Annotated in this window: 16 protein-coding genes; 7 read left to right on the top strand and 9 right to left on the bottom strand. The window is 63.6% G+C overall.

Going from position 1 to position 16,489, the window contains the following annotated elements; translation table 11 throughout:
* The first annotated feature begins 213 nt into the window (after positions 1-213).
* Both V1286_RS00885 and V1286_RS00880 read left to right on the top strand, forming a co-directional pair.
* Complete coding sequence (locus V1286_RS00885; RefSeq protein ID WP_334476994.1) at positions 214-1,593, top strand: lytic murein transglycosylase; 1,380 nt, start codon at positions 214-216, stop codon at positions 1,591-1,593.
* A gap of 149 nt (positions 1,594-1,742) precedes the next feature.
* The gene (locus V1286_RS00880; RefSeq protein WP_334476993.1) at positions 1,743-3,515 is read left to right on the top strand and encodes a DUF459 domain-containing protein; all 1,773 of its coding nucleotides are present in this window, start codon (positions 1,743-1,745) and stop codon (positions 3,513-3,515) included.
* A 91-nt stretch (positions 3,516-3,606) separates the two neighbouring features.
* Here the strand turns inward: V1286_RS00880 and V1286_RS00875 are convergent, their stop codons facing one another.
* From V1286_RS00875 to V1286_RS00865, 3 genes are all read right to left on the bottom strand, one after another.
* A complete protein-coding gene (locus V1286_RS00875) occupies positions 3,607-3,981 on the bottom strand; it encodes a CsbD family protein (RefSeq protein ID WP_334476992.1) in 375 nt (124 codons plus the stop codon).
* Between the two features lie 91 nt (positions 3,982-4,072).
* Positions 4,073-4,807 (bottom strand): SDR family NAD(P)-dependent oxidoreductase, encoded by a 735-nt coding sequence (locus V1286_RS00870; protein WP_334476991.1) that lies wholly within the window; start codon positions 4,805-4,807, stop codon positions 4,073-4,075.
* A gap of 34 nt (positions 4,808-4,841) precedes the next feature.
* On the bottom strand, positions 4,842-5,360 hold the full coding sequence (locus tag V1286_RS00865) for a GNAT family N-acetyltransferase (protein ID WP_334476990.1): 519 nt from the start codon (positions 5,358-5,360) through the stop codon (positions 4,842-4,844).
* Positions 5,361-5,444: 84 nt separating this feature from the next.
* Here V1286_RS00865 and V1286_RS00860 point away from each other — a divergent pair, with 84 nt between their 5' ends.
* Both V1286_RS00860 and V1286_RS00855 read left to right on the top strand, forming a co-directional pair.
* The gene (locus V1286_RS00860; RefSeq protein ID WP_334476988.1) at positions 5,445-6,224 is read left to right on the top strand and encodes an SDR family NAD(P)-dependent oxidoreductase; all 780 of its coding nucleotides are present in this window, start codon (positions 5,445-5,447) and stop codon (positions 6,222-6,224) included.
* 98 nt (positions 6,225-6,322) lie between these two features.
* Entirely contained in the window at positions 6,323-7,210 is an 888-nt protein-coding gene (locus V1286_RS00855; RefSeq protein WP_334476987.1) for a TauD/TfdA dioxygenase family protein, read from the top strand.
* A gap of 142 nt (positions 7,211-7,352) precedes the next feature.
* Here the strand turns inward: V1286_RS00855 and V1286_RS00850 are convergent, their stop codons facing one another.
* Positions 7,353-8,003, bottom strand: a complete 651-nt coding sequence (locus tag V1286_RS00850; RefSeq protein WP_334476985.1) for a YqgE/AlgH family protein — start codon at positions 8,001-8,003, stop codon at positions 7,353-7,355.
* Positions 8,004-8,138: 135 nt separating this feature from the next.
* On the opposite strand from V1286_RS00850, the gene V1286_RS00845 reads away from it, so the two are divergent.
* The 3 genes from V1286_RS00845 (at position 8,139) to V1286_RS00835 (ending at position 11,669) form a co-directional block, all read left to right on the top strand.
* Positions 8,139-8,975 (top strand): protein-disulfide reductase DsbD domain-containing protein, encoded by an 837-nt coding sequence (locus tag V1286_RS00845; RefSeq protein WP_334476983.1) that lies wholly within the window; start codon positions 8,139-8,141, stop codon positions 8,973-8,975.
* 223 nt (positions 8,976-9,198) lie between these two features.
* Positions 9,199-10,557 carry a flippase gene (locus V1286_RS00840; protein WP_334476981.1) on the top strand — a complete coding sequence of 453 codons (1,359 nt, stop codon included), beginning with the start codon at positions 9,199-9,201 and terminating at the stop codon, positions 10,555-10,557.
* A gap of 281 nt (positions 10,558-10,838) precedes the next feature.
* Positions 10,839-11,669, top strand: coding sequence for a sulfite exporter TauE/SafE family protein (locus tag V1286_RS00835; RefSeq protein ID WP_334476979.1), 831 nt, complete (start codon positions 10,839-10,841; stop codon positions 11,667-11,669).
* A 38-nt stretch (positions 11,670-11,707) separates the two neighbouring features.
* Here the strand turns inward: V1286_RS00835 and V1286_RS00830 are convergent, their stop codons facing one another.
* The 5 genes from V1286_RS00830 to cysW all read right to left on the bottom strand — a co-directional run bounded on the left by V1286_RS00830 (position 11,708) and on the right by cysW (position 16,483).
* The gene (locus V1286_RS00830) at positions 11,708-12,496 is read right to left on the bottom strand and encodes a 3-hydroxybutyrate dehydrogenase (RefSeq protein ID WP_334476977.1); all 789 of its coding nucleotides are present in this window, start codon (positions 12,494-12,496) and stop codon (positions 11,708-11,710) included.
* A 6-nt stretch (positions 12,497-12,502) separates the two neighbouring features.
* Complete coding sequence (locus V1286_RS00825; protein ID WP_334476975.1) at positions 12,503-13,678, bottom strand: DUF3734 domain-containing protein; 1,176 nt, start codon at positions 13,676-13,678, stop codon at positions 12,503-12,505.
* Between the two features lie 136 nt (positions 13,679-13,814).
* Positions 13,815-14,312 (bottom strand): CAP domain-containing protein, encoded by a 498-nt coding sequence (locus tag V1286_RS00820; protein ID WP_334476973.1) that lies wholly within the window; start codon positions 14,310-14,312, stop codon positions 13,815-13,817.
* Between the two features lie 133 nt (positions 14,313-14,445).
* Positions 14,446-15,495 (bottom strand): sulfate/molybdate ABC transporter ATP-binding protein, encoded by a 1,050-nt coding sequence (locus V1286_RS00815; RefSeq protein ID WP_334476971.1) that lies wholly within the window; start codon positions 15,493-15,495, stop codon positions 14,446-14,448.
* Positions 15,485-16,483 carry a sulfate ABC transporter permease subunit CysW gene (gene cysW, locus V1286_RS00810; protein WP_334476970.1) on the bottom strand — a complete coding sequence of 333 codons (999 nt, stop codon included), beginning with the start codon at positions 16,481-16,483 and terminating at the stop codon, positions 15,485-15,487. The genes V1286_RS00815 and cysW overlap by 11 nt, the downstream gene beginning before the upstream one ends.
* Between the last annotated feature and the right edge of the window lie 6 nt (positions 16,484-16,489).

The raw sequence follows: 16,489 nt of genomic DNA, 5'->3' as shown, positions 1-16,489 counted from the left end.
AACGGGGAAAGTGCTTTGATTGCACGTTGCTAGCCGGTTTGCATCCCCCAACAAAGGCGGATGTATGGTGCCAATTGTTTCGCCTGCCCTTGCGTCGACCGGGGGCGACAACGAAATTCCGCCTCTGTTAAGCTGTTGGAAACCGTGGCAAGGCCTTCTGAACCGGGGTGAGAAGCAACGGACGGACACTGGATGGGTTTGCCTGAACGAGCGATGACCAATCGAGCCGGCGCGATTCTAATCGCGGCCGCGCTGGTGTGTTCCAGCCAGGCCGTTTTTGTCAGCCCATCTCAAGCCCAATCCTCCGACAACGGGATTTCGAACTTTTTGGGCAACATCTTCCAAGGTCCGAAATCCGGCCCGGCGCCGCAGACCGCGCCCGGCCCCGACGGCGGCCCGCCGCCCTGGAGCGGCGAGGACGGCGCCTCCGGCCATCCGCTGATGACGGCTTCCGCGATCCGGGAGGCGGCTGCGAACTTTCAAAATTGCGTCGCCGCGATGTGGCCTGATGCCGCACGGCGCAACATCACGCAAGCGAATTTCGAGCGCTTCACCGCAGGTCTCGCGCCCGATCTGCGCATCATGGACCTGATGGATTCGCAGCCCGAATTCACCAAGGCGATCTGGGACTATCTCGACATCCTCGTGAACGACAACCGCCTTGCCAAGGGGCGCGAGATTCTTGCGAAATACAAGCCGCAGTTCGACGCGGTGGAGAAAGCCTACGGCGTCGACCGCTACGCGATCGCCTCGATCTGGGGCATCGAGTCGAACTACTCGACGCAGATGGGCGACCGCAACGTGGTGCAGTCGACGGCGACGCTGGCCTGCGTCGGCCGCCGGCAGGCCTATTTCAAGGACGAATTCCTCACTGCGCTGGAAATCCTCAACCGCGGCGATCTGCGTCCCGAACAGATGCGCGGCTCCTGGGCCGGCGCGTTCGGGCCGACGCAGTTCATGCCGACCGCCTTCAAGCGCTACGCCGTCGATGCTGACGGCGACGGCCGCCGCGACGTCGTCGACAACGCCGCGGACTTGATCGCCTCCACCGCCAACAACCTCAAGAAGGATGGCTGGCAGACCGGCCGGACCTGGGGCTACGAGGTGGTGCTGCCGGAAGGCTTTAATTTCATGCTGGCAGACAAGGCCAAGGCGATGACGATCGCGCAGTGGCAGAGCCAGGGAATGAAGCGGGCTGACGGCAAGCCGTTCCCCGACATGACCGAGAAGGCCTACCTGCTGGCGCCCGCCGGCGCGCAGGGGCCCGGCTTCCTGATGCTGCAGAATTTTCGGGTGATCATGAAATACAACCCGGCGGAGGCCTATGCGCTGGCGATCGGCCATTTTGCCGACCGCCTGCGCGGCGGACCCGCCTTCGTGCAGCCCTGGCCACGGCAGGAACGGGTGCTGTCGCGCGCCGAACGGCTGGAACTGCAGCAGCTTTTGGCTCAGCGCGGCTTCTACAAGGGCACACCGGACGGCCAGTTCGGCGGCCAGACCCGGGAGGCGCTGCGCAGCTTCCAGGCCTCGATCGGGGCGCCGGCGGACGGATTTGCGTCGTCCGACGTGCTGGAGCGGCTGCGGGGGCGTTAAATCGCGCTAAAGTAGCCCTGAAAACCACGATTCGGCTTGAGCCTTGACGGTCAGGCCGGAACCCCGGTTTATGGGGAAAATCTGCCCGCTTGCGGCCCGATTTCGCTATTATATTTGACACATCCACGACCCATTGCGACCGAGCCGGAATGCGAAAGCCAAAGTCCTTCTTGCACGTGTTCACCGACACCGGCCCGCTGGTCGCGCTGGCGGTTGCGGTCGCGCTCCTGATCGGGATCGTGGGCCCTGCCTCGGCGCAGTTTTTCAATTTCGGAGGGCCCTCCCGACCCGCCCCGCGCAGCGGCGGCAGCTGGTTCGGGGGCGATTTCTTTGCGCCATTCCAGCAGCAGGCCCCGCAACAAGCGCCGCGCCAGGATTTTTCCCGCGCGCCTGGGCCCGCCAAGCGCGACACCGTGCCGGAACGTAACGTACTGGTGCTGGGCGACGCCATGGCGGACTGGCTCGGATATGGCCTGGAAGACACCTATACCGAGCAGCCCGACATGGGCGTGATCCGCAAGCACAAGACAGTCTCCGGCCTGATCAAGTATCAGCCGCGCGGCGAGCCCGCCGATTGGGCCGCGGCCGCCAAGGCCATCCTCGCCACCGAAAAGCCTGATGCCATCGTCGTCATGCTCGGCCTCCACGACCGCGTGGCCATCCGCGAGGCGGCGCCTGAGAAGAAGAGCGACAAGAAAGACGACAAGAAGGACGCGCGCGCCAAGCCGGGCGATGCAAAGCCCAAACCCGAAGGCTCGACTGATACTGCCAAGGCCGATGCCGGCAAGGCTGATGGAACCAAGGCAGACACCGCCAAGGCTGACACTACCAAGGCTGACAATACCAAGGCTGATACCGCGAAGGCTGACGATGCCGAGGACGATGATGCGGCACAAATCGCCGCCCCCGAAAAGAGCGCGCGCGCGGGCGGCGGGCTTTACGAGTTTCGCGACGAGCGCTGGGTCGAGCACTACGCCAAGAAGATCGAAGAGTTGATCGGCGTACTGAAATCCAAGGGCGTGCCGGTGTTGTGGGTCGGGCTGCCGGCCATCCGCGGCCAGAAGGGAACGTCCGACATGCTGTTCCTCGACGCGCTGTATCGTGACGGCGCGGGCAAGGCCGGCATCACCTATGTCGATGTCTGGGATGGCTTCGTCGATGAAGCCGGCCGCTTCCTGCAAAAAGGTCCCGACTTCGAAGGCCAGATCCGCCAGTTGCGCACCGCCGACGGCGTCTTCTTCACCAAGCCCGGCGCGCGCAAGCTCGCGCATTACGTCGAGCGCGAGGTGACGCGCCTGCTTGCCGCCCGCTCCGGGCCGATCGCCGTGCCGATCGAGCCGGCAACCCCGGAGGCCAATGTCGCGCCCGGCCAGCCGGCGCCGCGTCCGCTGGCCGGACCGGTCATGCCGCTGGTGGCCTCTTCCGTCGGCACCGATCAGTTGCTCGGTGGTCCCGGCTCGCGTCCGGCCGGGGTGGATGCACTGGCTGCGCGCACGCTGGTGAAGGGTGAAGCGCTGGCAGCACCGGCCGGCCGCGCCGACGATTACGCCTGGCCGCGCCGGGAAATCGGCCGCGAGCAGGCCAAGGGCGATACGCCGGTAGCAGCCGTATCGCCGAGCGGAACGGTGGCGGCGGTGCCCGGACAGAGGCAGCTTTTGCTTCCGCCGCCGCAGCAAACGTTACAGCAACAGAAGAAGCAGCCACAGCAGCCGATGCAGATCCGACCCCCGCCAAACAACGGGCCGTCGCTGCGCGATTTCTTCGGCGGGTTCGGCGCGGCGCCGCGTCAGCCCGCGCCGCCTGCGGCCGCACCGCCGCGTGGACCCGTGGCCCCGGGACCCGTGGCCCCGGGCGTGCCGCGCCCGCCGGGTAATGTCGGACGATCGGCTGAGGTCCCGCCGGGCAATCTCACGCGATTCTGACGCCTCACGGTGAGACGCGGGCCGGACGATGCATCGCATCGCCGGGGCCGAACGATGCATCGCATCGCCCGGCAAACCAATGAAGACCGTTCTATCCGTAATAGCGCCAGCGCGGCGGCGGACGGCGCGGCGGGCGTGTCATCAACAGTGCCAGCGCAAATCCAATTCCACCTGCGACCAACAGCGCGCCGAGCGGATTTTCCCGCACGGTCTTCGCCACCGCTTGCTGACTGCTGCGAACGGTGTCGCCGCTGTTTTCATAGGCGTCCTTGGCATAGTTGACGGCGGCGTCGGTGGCGTCCCGGGCCGCATCCTTGGCCTGGCCGTAGAGATTTTGCACCGTGCCGGCTGCTTCGCGCGCGCGGCCTTCGGCTTGCGTCTTCGCATCGCCAGCCATGTCCCCGACAGTGCTTTCGACCTTACCCGCAAAATCCTGGGCCGAGCCGGCAATCCGATCCTTGTCCATCGCGATTACTCCTGCTTTTCAGAGGAAGTAACCGGCGAGACCCGTTCGGGTTCCTAAAGCGCTCGAAATGCCCCGGTTCAGAACGCTTGGCTCAAAGTATAAGCCCGCCATCTACCACGATGGTCTGGCCGATGATGTAGGACGAAAGCGGCGAGGCCAGGAACAGTGCCGCACCGGCCATGTCGGCTGGCGTACCGAGCCGCTTCAGCGGGATCCGCTCCAGCGCGCCTTCGAGGCGTTTCGGATTTGATGTCGTCGCCTTGGTCATCTTGGTGTCGACCAGGCCGGGCGCGATGCCGTTGACGCGGATGCCGTTCTCGGCCCACGCCTCGCCGAGTGTGCGCGTCAAGCCCATCGCGCCGGTCTTCGAGGCGTTGTACGCCGGATTACCCATGGTGGAATGATAGGCGGCGGTCGAACTGACAATGATGAGCGAGCCTTGGCTGGCGCTCAGCATCGCGTGAAATTTGGTCGCGCACGCCATCAGGCTCATCAAATTGACTTCCAGCACCTTGCGAAAGCCATCCATTTCGAATTCGCCGCGGCGGTAGATCACCGCGCCCTGCGCCAGCACCAGCACGTCGAGTTTTGCAAATGGCGGTTTCAAGGCTTCGATCGCCTTCGGGTCGCTGACGTCGAGCCGGAGGTAATCGAGACCTTCGAGATGTGATCCTTCGTCAGGCGAATAGTCCGCTGCACTTGCGCGGGTACCGCAGACGGCGACACGCGCGCCCTTGGCGCGGAAGGCCTGCGCGATGCCGTTACCGATGCCGCTGGAGCCGCCGACCACCAGCACCTGCCTGCCGCTGAAATCCAGTTCGTTCATCGCTCGCGATCCTTCTTTGTTGATTTGTTGGGCTCTAGTTCAGGCCTTCGCCGAGGTAATTGACCATCAGGACACGATCGTAATATCGCCCGTCCCGCTTGAGACCCCTCTTTTCATAGCCGTACTCGACAAAGCCCGAGGCGCTGTAAAGCCGGCGCGCATCGTCGTTCTCGCTTACCACGGTCAGTTGAATCATCTCGACGCGTTCGCGTGCATGGTTGAGAACCGCCACGACAAGCTTCTTCCCAAGCCCTAGATTTCTTGCGGTGTTTCGCACGTACATGCCCCAAAGCGTCGCCTTATGCGCTTGCTTCGAACCTTCCTGCGCAGCATATGCCGCCACGCCCGCAAGCGTCCCATCGAGGAAAGCGCCGAAGATGTCGACGCGGCCAAGGACGGCTTCGAACCACGACAGCGGCTGCGCGTTTTCCTTCTCAAACGTGCTGCCGAATGCTTCGGGACTTATCCGAAGACCTTCCAGCCGGATCTCCCTGTACAGGGCAGCATCCGAAGGCTCCAGGCGTCGGATCTGCAGGTCACGAATAGTGGTCATGTTTGCATCTCGCTCGGCGTCGTTTGACCTGTCTGCGGATCGGTGCCAGCCTTGTCAATCCTGCACCTTCTGTCCGGACCCATCATGTCAGACTTCAAACGGCTCAGCCGCTCGGTCAAAGGCCTGACCGTCCTCGTCACCGGCGCCGCGAGCGGCATGGGCCGCGCCACCGCGCGGGTGTTCGCCACCGACGGCGCCAACGTCGCCGTCACCGACATCAGCGCCGAGGCCACGCAGGCCGTGGCCGGTGAGATCGCGGCAAGCGGCGGCGCCGCAAAAGCGTGGACGCTCGACGTCGCCGACCGCTACAACATCACCGCCGTCGTCAACGAGGTCGCGGCGCATTTCGGCGGGCTCGATATCGTCGTCAACAATGCCGGCATCTCGGTGCGCGTCGCAATCGACGACGAGGGCTATGACGAGGCCTGGGCAAAAGGGTTGGCGGTGATGCTGACCGCGCATCAACGCATCATCCGCGCCGCGTTACCCTATTTGCGCAAATCGAAATCGCCGCGGATCGTCAATATCGCCTCCACCGAGGCGCTCGGCGCCACTGCATTGCACAGCCCCTACTCCGCCGCCAAGGCCGGCGTCGTCGGCCTGACCCGTTCGCTTGCGGTCGAGCTCGGCCGCGACGGCATCACGGTGAACTGCATCTGCCCGGGGCCGATCCTCACCGGCATGACCGCGCGGATCGCCGCCGAGCACAAGGCGATCTACGCCAAACGCCGCACCGCCCTCGGCCGCTACGGCGACCCCGAGGAAGTCGCGCACATGACGCTGAGCCTGTGCCTGCCGGCGGCCTCTTTCCTGACCGGCGCCGTGATTCCCGTGGACGGTGGGTTGATGGCGAGAAACGCGTAGCGGGCATGCGCCCGCAGCGTTGACTTGGACACGTCCGGGAGTAATTTTTCACTCAAACGAAGCGGGATAACCCGCCCGCCGCATTCTGGAGAGACGCCATGACGATCACGATCCGGCAGCTTCATCCGCATTTTTTCGGCGAAGTTTCGGGCGTTGATTTGCGCAATCCCCTGACGCCGCAGGAAGCGGCCGACATCGAAGCCGGTATGGACAAATACGCCGTGCTGCTGTTCCGCAACCAGGACATCACGGACGAACAGCAACTGGCCTTCGCACTGAATTTCGGCGAGCGCGAGAAGGCACGGGGCGGCACCATCACCAAGAAGGAAGACTACCGCCTGACGTCGGGGCTGAATGACGTGTCCAACCTCGGCAAGGATGGCAAGCCGCTGCCGAAGGATCACCGCACCCATCTGTTCAATCTCGGAAATTGCCTGTGGCATTCCGACAGCTCGTTCCGCCCGATTCCGGCAAAGTTTTCGCTGCTGTCGGCGCGGGTGGTGAACCCCAAGGGCGGCAACACCGAATTCGCCGACATGCGCGCGGCCTATGACGCGCTCGACGACGACACCAAGGCCGAGATCGAGGACATGATCTGCGAGCATTCGCTGATGTATTCGCGCGGCTCGCTCGGCTTCCTGGATTACAGCGACGAAGAGAAAGCGATGTTCAAGCCGGTATTGCAGCGCTTGGTGCGGACGCATCCGGTGCACCACCGCAAGTCGCTGTATCTGTCATCGCATGCCGGCGCCATCAAAGGCATGAGCATGCCCGAGGCGCGGCTGTTGCTGCGCGACCTCACCGAGCACGCCACGCAGCCGGAATTCGTCCACGTCCACAAATGGACCGTGCATGACCTCGTGATGTGGGACAACCGCCAGACCATGCACCGCGTCCGCCGCTACGACCAGTCGCAGCCCCGCGACATGCGGCGTGCGACCGTTGCGGGGACCGAACCGACGGTGCAGCAGCAGGCGGCGGAGTAGATTGGCACAGAACCATCGTCGTCGCTGCGCACGCAGCCGTAGGGTGGGCAAAGCGAAGCGTGCCCACCATCCAAGAACCGGCATGTTGATAGATGGTGGGCACGGCGCAAGCGCGCCTTTGCCCACCCTACTAATCGGGAGCTTACGCGTGCCCGGCCTCGTTCGACAACATGCCGGGGTCGATGCCGATCTTTTGCAATGCACGCTGGTATTTTTCGTCGACGTCGTCACCGAAGATCAGGTCCGGATCGGCGTCGCAATGCAGCCAGCCATTGTGCTGGATCTCGTTCTCGAGCTGGCCCGGCGCCCAGCCGGCATAGCCCAGCGCCAGGATCGCGTGCTTCGGTCCGGTGCCCTTGGCGATCGCCTTGAGGATGTCCACCGTCGCGGTCAGGCAGATGCCCTCGTCGATATTGAGCGTCGCATCCTTGATGAAGAAATCGCTCGAATGCAGCACGAAGCCGCGGCCGGTATCGACCGGGCCGCCCTTCAGCACCTGCATGGTCTCGGCGTTTTCCGGCAGCTTGATCTGGTCCGCCTTCTGGATGATGTCGAGCTGCACCAATAGGCCGGGAAAATCGATGCTGCCGGCCGGGCGGTTGACGATGATGCCCATCGCCCCTTCCGAGGAGTGCGCGCACATGTAGATGACGGAGCGCTCGAACCGCGGATCGCCCATGACCGGCATGGCGATCAGCAGCCGGCCGTCCAGGTAGCCCTCGCCGGACGAATTGTCGCCAATACCGGCGGCTTTGCGGCGAACGGGCTTCGGTGTCTTGCCTTCAGGGCTCATCCGCAAAGGCCTCTCTTGCTGACTCGTATCCTGATATCGGGTGCGGTTTCTGTCAATCAAGCTTCCGGCATCATTCGGCGGCCGATCACACGCAATTCAATGGTTTGCGCCGCAACTTGCCTGTAAAGACGTCCCATGATCGTGATGGTTCCCCTGCGCGCCGCGCTCGGCGTCGCCGCTTTGTGTGTTGCGTGTGCGACGTCGGAGGTTCGCGCCGAGGATGCCTCGCCGTGGCAACGCGACGCGCATTCCGCGGTGCGGCTGCTGGCGGGATCGCGCAGCGGCCCGGTGCTGCTCGGCGGCGTAGCCATCCAGTTGCAGCCCGGATGGAAGACCTATTGGCGGACGCCCGGCGATTCCGGCGTCCCGCCCCGCTTCGATTTCTCAAAATCGGATAATGTCGAAGCCGTGACCGTGCTGTGGCCGGCACCGAAGAAGTTTGACGACGGCGCCGGCGGCACCGCGCTGGGATACAAGCAGCAGGTCGTGCTGCCGTTGCGGATCGTCGCCAAGAATGCCGACAAGCCGGTGACGCTGCGCGCCCACATCAATTATGCCGTCTGCGACAAGCTCTGCATTCCGGTCGAAGCCCATGCCGAACTCGCCTTTGCCAGCGTGGCAAGCACCGAGGACGGCAACCTGTCCGATGCGCTCAATACCGTGCCGAAGCCCGCCAATGTCGGCGACCCAAATCCGCTGACCATCCGCGACGTCAAGCGCGAGGGAAAGAACAACGTGCTGGTCGACGTCACCGCGCCCGAAGCCAAGGAGGTCAGCCTGTTCGTCGAGGGGCCGACGCCGGACTGGGCGCTGCCGGTTCCCAGGCTCGTCGAGCAAAGCCCGCCCGGCGTCAAACGCTTTGCCTTCGAACTCGACGGCCTGCCGCCCGGCGCCAGCGCTGACGGCGCCGCGCTCAAGCTGACGCTGGTCGGCGGCGACCGGGCCTATGAGTTCAACGTCAGTTTGAATTGACTGCTTTGTCGTCCCTGCGAACGCAGGGACCCATACGCCGCGGCGGGAATCGTGAGCCGGTCTGGTAATTGCCTTCTTTTCACGCCACTTCGCCCTGTGGTTATGGGTTCCTGCGTTCGCAGGAACGACAGCTCCACCCAACCGAATCTTAACGAATGGTTGATACATCCGGGCATCGCCGCCGCCTCGCGGCGCGTTTCGGGGATGCACCCTTGTGGCCGTGATGGATACGCAATCCGCAACCGCCTCGCCTGCCGGCGTGATCGCGCGCCTGCGCGCGTTGCTTGGCGGCTCCAGCGAGGCCTCCGTCACCAGACGGCTGGCGGGCACCATCTTCATCATCCGCGTCTTCAGCGCAGCGCTCGCCTATTTCGCGCAGATCCTGCTGGCGCGCTGGATGGGCGGCTCGGATTACGGCGTTTATGTCTATGTCTGGACCTGGGTGCTGCTGCTCGGCAGCATGATGGATTTCGGCATCTCGGCATCCGCGCAGAAGATCATTCCGGAGTATCGAACCCGCGGCGAACATGCCCTGCTGCGCGGCTTCCTCTCCGGCAGCCGCTGGATCACGTTCGCCATCTCCTCCATCATCTCGCTGCTGCTGGCGGGCGTGGTGAAGGGATTGTCGCCCTGGATCGACGCCAACGCGATCGTTCCCCTCTATATCGGCTGCCTGACGCTGCCGGCGTTTGTCGTCGCCAACACCCAGGACGGCATCGCCCGCTCGCATGACTGGATGCGGCTCGGCCTGATGCCGCAATTCATTGTGCGGCAGTCGCTGATCATCGGCTTGACCGCCGGCGCCTTCGTGCTCGGCTTCAATCTCGGCGCTACAGCTGCGATGTGGGCCAGCACTGCTGCGGTATGGATCGCGATGATCGGCCAGATGATCGTGCTGAACCGCAGGCTCGGCGGCCACATCGCGCCTGGCCCCAAGGCCTATGATTTCCGCGGCTGGCTCGCGGTCTCGCTGCCGATCCTGATGGTCGAGGGATTTTACCTGCTGCTGTCCTACACCGACGTGCTGGTGCTGCAGCAATTCCGCTCCTCCGAAGAAGTCGGTGTCTATTTCGCCGTGGTGAAGACGCTGGCGCTGGTTTCCTTCATTCACTATGCGATGGCGGCGACGACGGCGCATCGCTTTGCCGAGTATCACGCGCAGGGCGACAAGCCGCGGCTGTCGGCCTATGTGGCGCATGCGATCCAGTGGACGTTTTGGCCGTCGCTGGCTGCGACCATCGTGCTGCTGGCGCTGGGCAAGCCGCTGCTGTGGCTGTTCGGACCGCAATTCGTGGTCGGCTACGACATCATGTTCATTGCCGCCGTTGGCCTCGTGGTGCGATCCGCCATCGGACCGGTCGAGCGGCTGCTCAACATGCTCGGCCACCAGCATATCTGCGCGCTGGCCTATGCGCTCGCCTTCGCCATGAACCTCGTGCTGTGCGTGATGCTGGTGCCGCGCTTCGGCGGCCATGGTGCTGCGGCCGCGACGTCGATCTCGCTGGCGTTCGAGACGGTGCTGCTGTTCTGGATCGTGCGCCGGCGGCTCGGACTGCACGTGCTGGCGTTCGGCAAACGCTGATCCGGGCAGCCGAACTGGCATTGATGTGCGGCGCACTGGCGCCAGCCTGCCCCCTGGAAACAGACGATCCCGAGTGCGCTGGCCGCTGGCGCCTGAACGGTTGCCTCATGTGAGGCGGCAGGACGTCGTTATCGTCAGGCGCCGGCATAATGGGGAAAAAAACCAGCGAACTCCGATGTGCGCAAGAAACATTCTTATTTCAGTCAAACGGGCACGATTGTTAGGCCCCCTGCGGCGGCGCTGCTATATGTCGAGCATGCAAATGGAACTATCTCCCCGATATGATTGATCACCTCTACGTGGCGTCCGGATTCGGCGTCGGCCTGCTGGTCGGGATGACGGGCGTCGGCGGCGGCTCGCTGATGACGCCATTGTTGATCCTGCTGTTCGGCATCCATCCGTCGACCGCCGTCGGCACCGACCTGCTCTATGCCGCGGCGACCAAGACCGGCGGCAGCCTGGTGCATGGCTGGTCTCAGAGCATTCACTGGCCGGCGGTGATACGTCTCGCCAGCGGCAGCATCCCGGCCAGCTTCGTCACCTTGCTCGTGCTGTGGCAGCTCGAACTCAAAGGGGATTCCGCGCGCAGCCTGGTCAATCTGGTGCTGTGCTTTGCGCTCATCCTAACGGCGACGTCGTTGATCTTCCGCAAGGCGATCATGGATCGATACCGCCAGCGTATGGAACGGCTCGGCGCCTCGACGACCGGCAACGCGACCGTGCTGGTCGGCGTGGCGCTCGGTGTACTGGTTTCGATTTCGTCGGTCGGTGCCGGCGCGGTCGGCGTCACCGCGCTGTTGCTGCTCTATCCGCGCCTGCCGATGGCAAGCATCGTCGGCTCCGACATTGCACACGCCGTGCCGCTGACGCTGGTCGCCGGCATAGGCCACTGGGCGCTGGGCTCGGTCGATTGGGCGCTGATGGGTGTGCTGCTGATAGGCTCGCTGCCCGGCATCGTGATCGGCAGTTACTGTGCGGTTCGCGTACCGGAGACGGTGCTGAGGCTGGTGCTGGCCTTGGTTCTGATTCTGGTCGCCAGCAAGCTTGGCTTCAGTGAGCTGCACCTCTCGACCGAAAGTGTCGCGGCCGTTGCCGGGAGCGCCACCCATTAGGATTGTGGCTGTGCGCTCCCGGGAGCCGTTCGCAATTCCTACTCCGCCGTCCAGCCGCCGTCGATGGAGTAGTTGGACCCGGTGATTTGGGCTGCATCGTCGCTGCACAGGAACAGCGCCAGCGCAGCAACCTGCTCTGACGTCACGAACTCTTTGGTCGGCTGGGCGTCAAGAAGCACGTCCTTGATGACCTGCTCCTTGGTCATGTTGCGCGCCTTCATGGTCTCGGGGATCTGGTGCTCGACCAGCGGTGTCCAGACATAGCCCGGGCTGATGCAGTTGCAGGTGATCTTGAAAGTCGCAACCTCCAGCGCCACCGTTTTTGTCAGCCCGGCGATGCCGTGCTTGGCCGAGACATAGGCCGACTTGAATGGCGAAGCCACCAGCGAATGCGCGGAAGCCGTGTTGATGATGCGGCCCCAGCCGCGCTTCTTCATGCCGGGTACGGCGGCGCGGATGGCATGAAATGCCGATGACAGATTGATTGCAATGATCGCGTCCCATTTCTCGATCGGAAACTCCTCGATCGGGGCGACGAACTGGATGCCGGCATTGTTGACGAGGATATCGACCGAGCCGAAGGTCTTCTCGCCGAGCGCGACCATTTCGGCGATTTCGGCGGGCTTGGTCATGTCGGCAGGCGAATGCACCGCGCGGACTTTGAAATCGGTCTCGATGCCGGAACGCTCGCGCTCGATATCGGCCGGGACGCCCATGCCATTGAGAACGATATTGGCGCCGGCGCCGGCGAAAGCGCGCGCATAAGCCAATCCGATGCCGCTGGTCGAGCCGGTCACGACGGCGGTTTTGCCTTTTAACGTACCCATATCAATTCACTCCTGTTTGCCTTCGGCTGGCTTTGAGCCCTTCCCCGTGAGATCGTAAGTCGCCATGGTCTGCCCGGGTTGCGGCCGCTCCAGCCGTTCTTTGTTACGCATCGACAAATGCACATCGCGAACACCCGCTTCCCAATGTTCGACCATGGCGACATGCGAGAAGTCGTAGTCCTTGGAATTTGTCTCGTAATTCTTGCTCTTGTAGATCAGGTGCACGACCGTGACGGTGTTTTCCTTCGAGGCCTTGCGCAGAAATTCGACCGACGGATCGTTGTTCAAATGATCCGGCAATTTGCTGAGCAGATCGCGCACCGCCTTCCGCGCGTTGTGGATCTGCTTGTTCTTGTCGGTACTCGTGCGGGTGCGGCTGGAATAACGGATGTCCTTTTCCCGCTCGGCGGCTTCGAGCAGCGACGTCGGCAGGTCGCCGCGCGCGCTGAACAGGTCGACCTGGAAGATCAGGAGATCGCGGTTGAACTCTTCTTCCAGCACGAAATCGAGCGGCGTGTTCGAGGCGATGCCGCCGTCCCAGTAATGCTCACCTTCGATGACAACGGACGGAAAACCGGGTGGCAGCGCGCCGGAGGCCATGACGTGCTCGGGGCCGATCTTCTTGCCGGCCTTCCTGAACTCGACATTGTCGAAATATCTGAAATTGCCCGAGGTGACGCCGACCGCGCCGACGCTGAACCTCATCTTCAGATCGTTGATGCGGTCGAAATCCACCAGCCGCTCGAGCGTTTTCTTCAGCGGCGCGGTGTCGTAATAGCTCTGCGACTGCGGGCTGCCGGGCGGCCACAACGGTGCAGGCGGAATCCGCGGCGTGAAGAAGCCGGGCACGCCGAAGGTCGCGATCAGCGCGGCTGAGGTTTCGTTGAACAGCGAGCGTGCGCGCTCACCTGGTGTCACCGGATTCCACGACACCGGAGATGAAACCATCTCCCAGAATTCCTTCAAACGATCGACGCGCGTTTCCGGTCCGTTGCCGGCAATGATCGCGGCATTGATGGCGCCGATCGAAATGCCCGCGACCCATTCCGGTTCGAAACCCGAGCGACACAATGCCTGAAAGGCGCCGGCCTGATAGGAGCCGAGCGCGCCACCGCCTTGCAGCACCAGCACACGCTGCGCTTTGGCGGGCGTGGTGGCCGGCACAGAGTCGGAAAGATCCATTGTGACCGTCGACTAGTGGACAAAGACAGTGGCACCGTGGCGACAGTTCGCCACCGCGTCAATCGGCGAGATCGAAGCAAGGATCACGCCGAGTTTACCGCCTCGTGAGGCATCGAAGCCCGTAACCGGACCTGCTTCAGGTTGATGCAAGGATGAGCGTCCAGAACACCTTGTATTTGGTGTTTGGAGCATAGGCCGCCGCGATGCCCAATTTTGTGACACCGTTCTTGAGCATATTGGCCTTGTGCGGCGGCGAGTCGCGCCAGCCGGAGAAGGCTTCCGCCAGGGTGTGATATCCGGCCGAGACATTTTCAACCGCGAGCTTCGCCGGATAGCCGGAGGCTCCCAGCCGCTTTTCCAGAGGGCCCTTCACATTGTGGTCCATCTTGTTGCGCGCCGCCATCGCCTGCGACTGCTGCTCGGCGAGCCTGGTCAGATCGGGATCGACCACCACGGTACCGAGGCCGTTGTTCTGACGGTATTGCGAGATCATGATCGCCGCCGCGACCGGATCGAGCGTGGCGCCGGGTTGCGCCATGTCGAGATACATGGCCGGCTGGTCCGGGATTTTGACGTCTGCCGAGCAGCCGGCAAGCAGCAAGAGCCCGATAATCGCGGTAGTCGCCCGTTTCACTGAAAGAATCCCCCAAAGAATCCCGAACGCTGGACGGGCCGTTGTTGCATACCAACCGTGGCTGAATGGTGAACGGGGGAGCAAATCCGCGGTCATTCCGGGGCGCGAGGCGAACCCGGAATGACAGCCAACATCAATCCTGGGCGGCAAAGATCCGGTAGCGGCGGGGCTGCAGGCCGATGATCTCGCCGGCCTGGAGTTCCCGGTCCCGGGGGGCGTCGATCTCGATCACGGTCTTGCCCTCACCGCCCGAGAGCGCGACCTCCGCCCGCTGGATCGGGCCGAACGAGCGGACATGGCGCACCGCGCCCTCCAGCGAGCCGGTTCCCGCCGGCCCGATCTGCATGTCGTGGCGGCGGACGAACAGTTTTGAGGCGCCGGAGGCCGCGCCATCGGCGGCGATGTTGAGCGGCTGGCCGCCGAGCCGCACTGAGCCGCCGAGAACCTCCACCGGCAGCACGATGGATTCGCCGATGAAGCCGTGGACGAAGGCGGTGGCGGGATTGTCATAGACATCGCCCGGCGTGCCGATCTGCTCGATACGGCCCTTGTCCATGACAACCACGCGGTTGGCGACTTCGAGCGCCTCTTCCTGATCGTGGGTGACGAAGATCGAGGTGACGTGAATTTCGGAATGCAGCGAGCGCAGCCATTGCCGCAGCTCTTTCCGCACCTTGGCATCGAGCGCACCGAACGGTTCGTCGAGCAGCAGGATGCGCGGCTCGATCGCCAGCGCGCGGGCAAGCGCAATGCGCTGCCGCTGGCCGCCGGACAACTGGCTGGGATAGCGGTTGGCGAGCCAGTCGAGTTGCACTAGATCAAGCAATTCCTTGACGCGGGCGCGGATGGTGGCCTCGTCCTTGCGGATGGCGCGCGGCTGTACGCGCAGGCCAAAGGCGACATTTTCGAACACCGTCATGTGGCGGAACAGTGCGTAATGTTGGAACACGAAGCCGACATGGCGCTCGCTGGCGCCGTGTCCCAGCGCATCCTCGCCGTCGATCCGCACCTCGCCGGCATCGGGCCAGTCGAGGCCTGCAATGATCCTCAACAGCGTCGTCTTGCCCGAACCGGACGGACCGAGCAGCGCCAGCAATTCGCCCTTGCCGACCTTCAGATCGACGTTATCCAGCGCAGCAAACGCGCCGAACTTCTTGACGATATTTTTGACTTCAATGGTCACTTGGATGGTCCCTTGAATAGTCGCTTGAATAGTCGCTTGGGCTTTGCCCTTCGTCCAGACGCTGTTCGAGCACGGTCTTCACGACCAGCGTGATCAGGGCCAGCATCGCCAAGAGCGAGGCGATCGCAAACGACGCCACGAATTGATACTCATTATAGAGAATTTCGACCAGCAGCGGCATGGTGTTGGTCTCGCCGCGGATATGGCCCGACACAACAGACACCGCGCCGAACTCGCCCATGGCGCGCGCGTTGCACAGCAGTACGCCATACAACAGGCCCCATTTGATATTGGGCAGAGTGACGCGGAAGAAGGTCTGCAGGCCTGACGCTCCGAGCGAGGTCGCCGCCTCTTCCTCCTGCGTGCCCTGCTCCTGCATCAAGGGGATCAGCGAGCGGGCGACAAACGGGAACGTCACGAAGATGGTGGCGAGTGCAATGCCCGGCACCGCGAACAGGATGTGGACGTTGTTCGCCTGCAGCCACGTGCCCCAATAGCCCTGCGCGCCGAACAGGAGCACGAAGACGAGACCCGAAATGACCGGGCTGACCGAGAACGGCAGGTCGATCAGCGTGATCAGAAAGGTCTTGCCGCGGAATTCGAATTTCGCGATCGCCCAGGCCGCGATCACGCCGAACACAAGGTTGAGGGTGACCGAGATCGCCGCAACCAGCAGCGTCAGCCTGATCGCCGACAGCGCCTCCGGCTCGGCGAGCGCGGCAAAATAGGCGCTGATGCCTTTCGAAAAGGCCGATGCGAACACCACGACCAGCGGCAGCACGACAAAGACGGTGAGGAAGGTGACGGCAAGCGCGATGATGATAAAGCGGACGGGTGCCGGCTCGGTCCGCAGGTCTTTTGGTGAAGCAACAGCGCGTGCCCGGTCGCTCGCCTCGCGGTGCGATGGCGGGGAGATCGCGAGGTCCGCCGTCGACGTATAGGCCCTTAGCGGCGCCGCCGGAGTCACGAAGCTCGTTTGCGTCGACATCGTCAG

The organism is Bradyrhizobium algeriense, from assembly GCF_036924595.1.
Lineage (GTDB): Bacteria > Pseudomonadota > Alphaproteobacteria > Rhizobiales > Xanthobacteraceae > Bradyrhizobium > Bradyrhizobium algeriense.
This window is presented reverse-complemented; position numbering and strand designations above follow the sequence as displayed.

Bases quoted from the DNA above. Each gene is read 5' to 3' on its own strand.
- V1286_RS00885 (WP_334476994.1), top strand. From the start codon at position 214: ATGACCAATCGAGCCGGCGCGATTCTAATCGCGGCCGCGCTGGTGTGT.
- V1286_RS00880 (WP_334476993.1), top strand. From the start codon at position 1,743: ATGCGAAAGCCAAAGTCCTTCTTGCACGTGTTCACCGACACCGGCCCG.
- V1286_RS00875 (WP_334476992.1), bottom strand. From the start codon at position 3,981: ATGGACAAGGATCGGATTGCCGGCTCGGCCCAGGATTTTGCGGGTAAG.
- V1286_RS00870 (WP_334476991.1), bottom strand. From the start codon at position 4,807: ATGAACGAACTGGATTTCAGCGGCAGGCAGGTGCTGGTGGTCGGCGGC.
- V1286_RS00865 (WP_334476990.1), bottom strand. From the start codon at position 5,360: ATGACCACTATTCGTGACCTGCAGATCCGACGCCTGGAGCCTTCGGAT.
- V1286_RS00860 (WP_334476988.1), top strand. From the start codon at position 5,445: ATGTCAGACTTCAAACGGCTCAGCCGCTCGGTCAAAGGCCTGACCGTC.
- V1286_RS00855 (WP_334476987.1), top strand. From the start codon at position 6,323: ATGACGATCACGATCCGGCAGCTTCATCCGCATTTTTTCGGCGAAGTT.
- V1286_RS00850 (WP_334476985.1), bottom strand. From the start codon at position 8,003: ATGAGCCCTGAAGGCAAGACACCGAAGCCCGTTCGCCGCAAAGCCGCC.
- V1286_RS00845 (WP_334476983.1), top strand. From the start codon at position 8,139: ATGATCGTGATGGTTCCCCTGCGCGCCGCGCTCGGCGTCGCCGCTTTG.
- V1286_RS00840 (WP_334476981.1), top strand. From the start codon at position 9,199: ATGGATACGCAATCCGCAACCGCCTCGCCTGCCGGCGTGATCGCGCGC.
- V1286_RS00835 (WP_334476979.1), top strand. From the start codon at position 10,839: ATGATTGATCACCTCTACGTGGCGTCCGGATTCGGCGTCGGCCTGCTG.
- V1286_RS00830 (WP_334476977.1), bottom strand. From the start codon at position 12,496: ATGGGTACGTTAAAAGGCAAAACCGCCGTCGTGACCGGCTCGACCAGC.
- V1286_RS00825 (WP_334476975.1), bottom strand. From the start codon at position 13,678: ATGGATCTTTCCGACTCTGTGCCGGCCACCACGCCCGCCAAAGCGCAG.
- cysW (WP_334476970.1), bottom strand. From the start codon at position 16,483: ATGTCGACGCAAACGAGCTTCGTGACTCCGGCGGCGCCGCTAAGGGCC.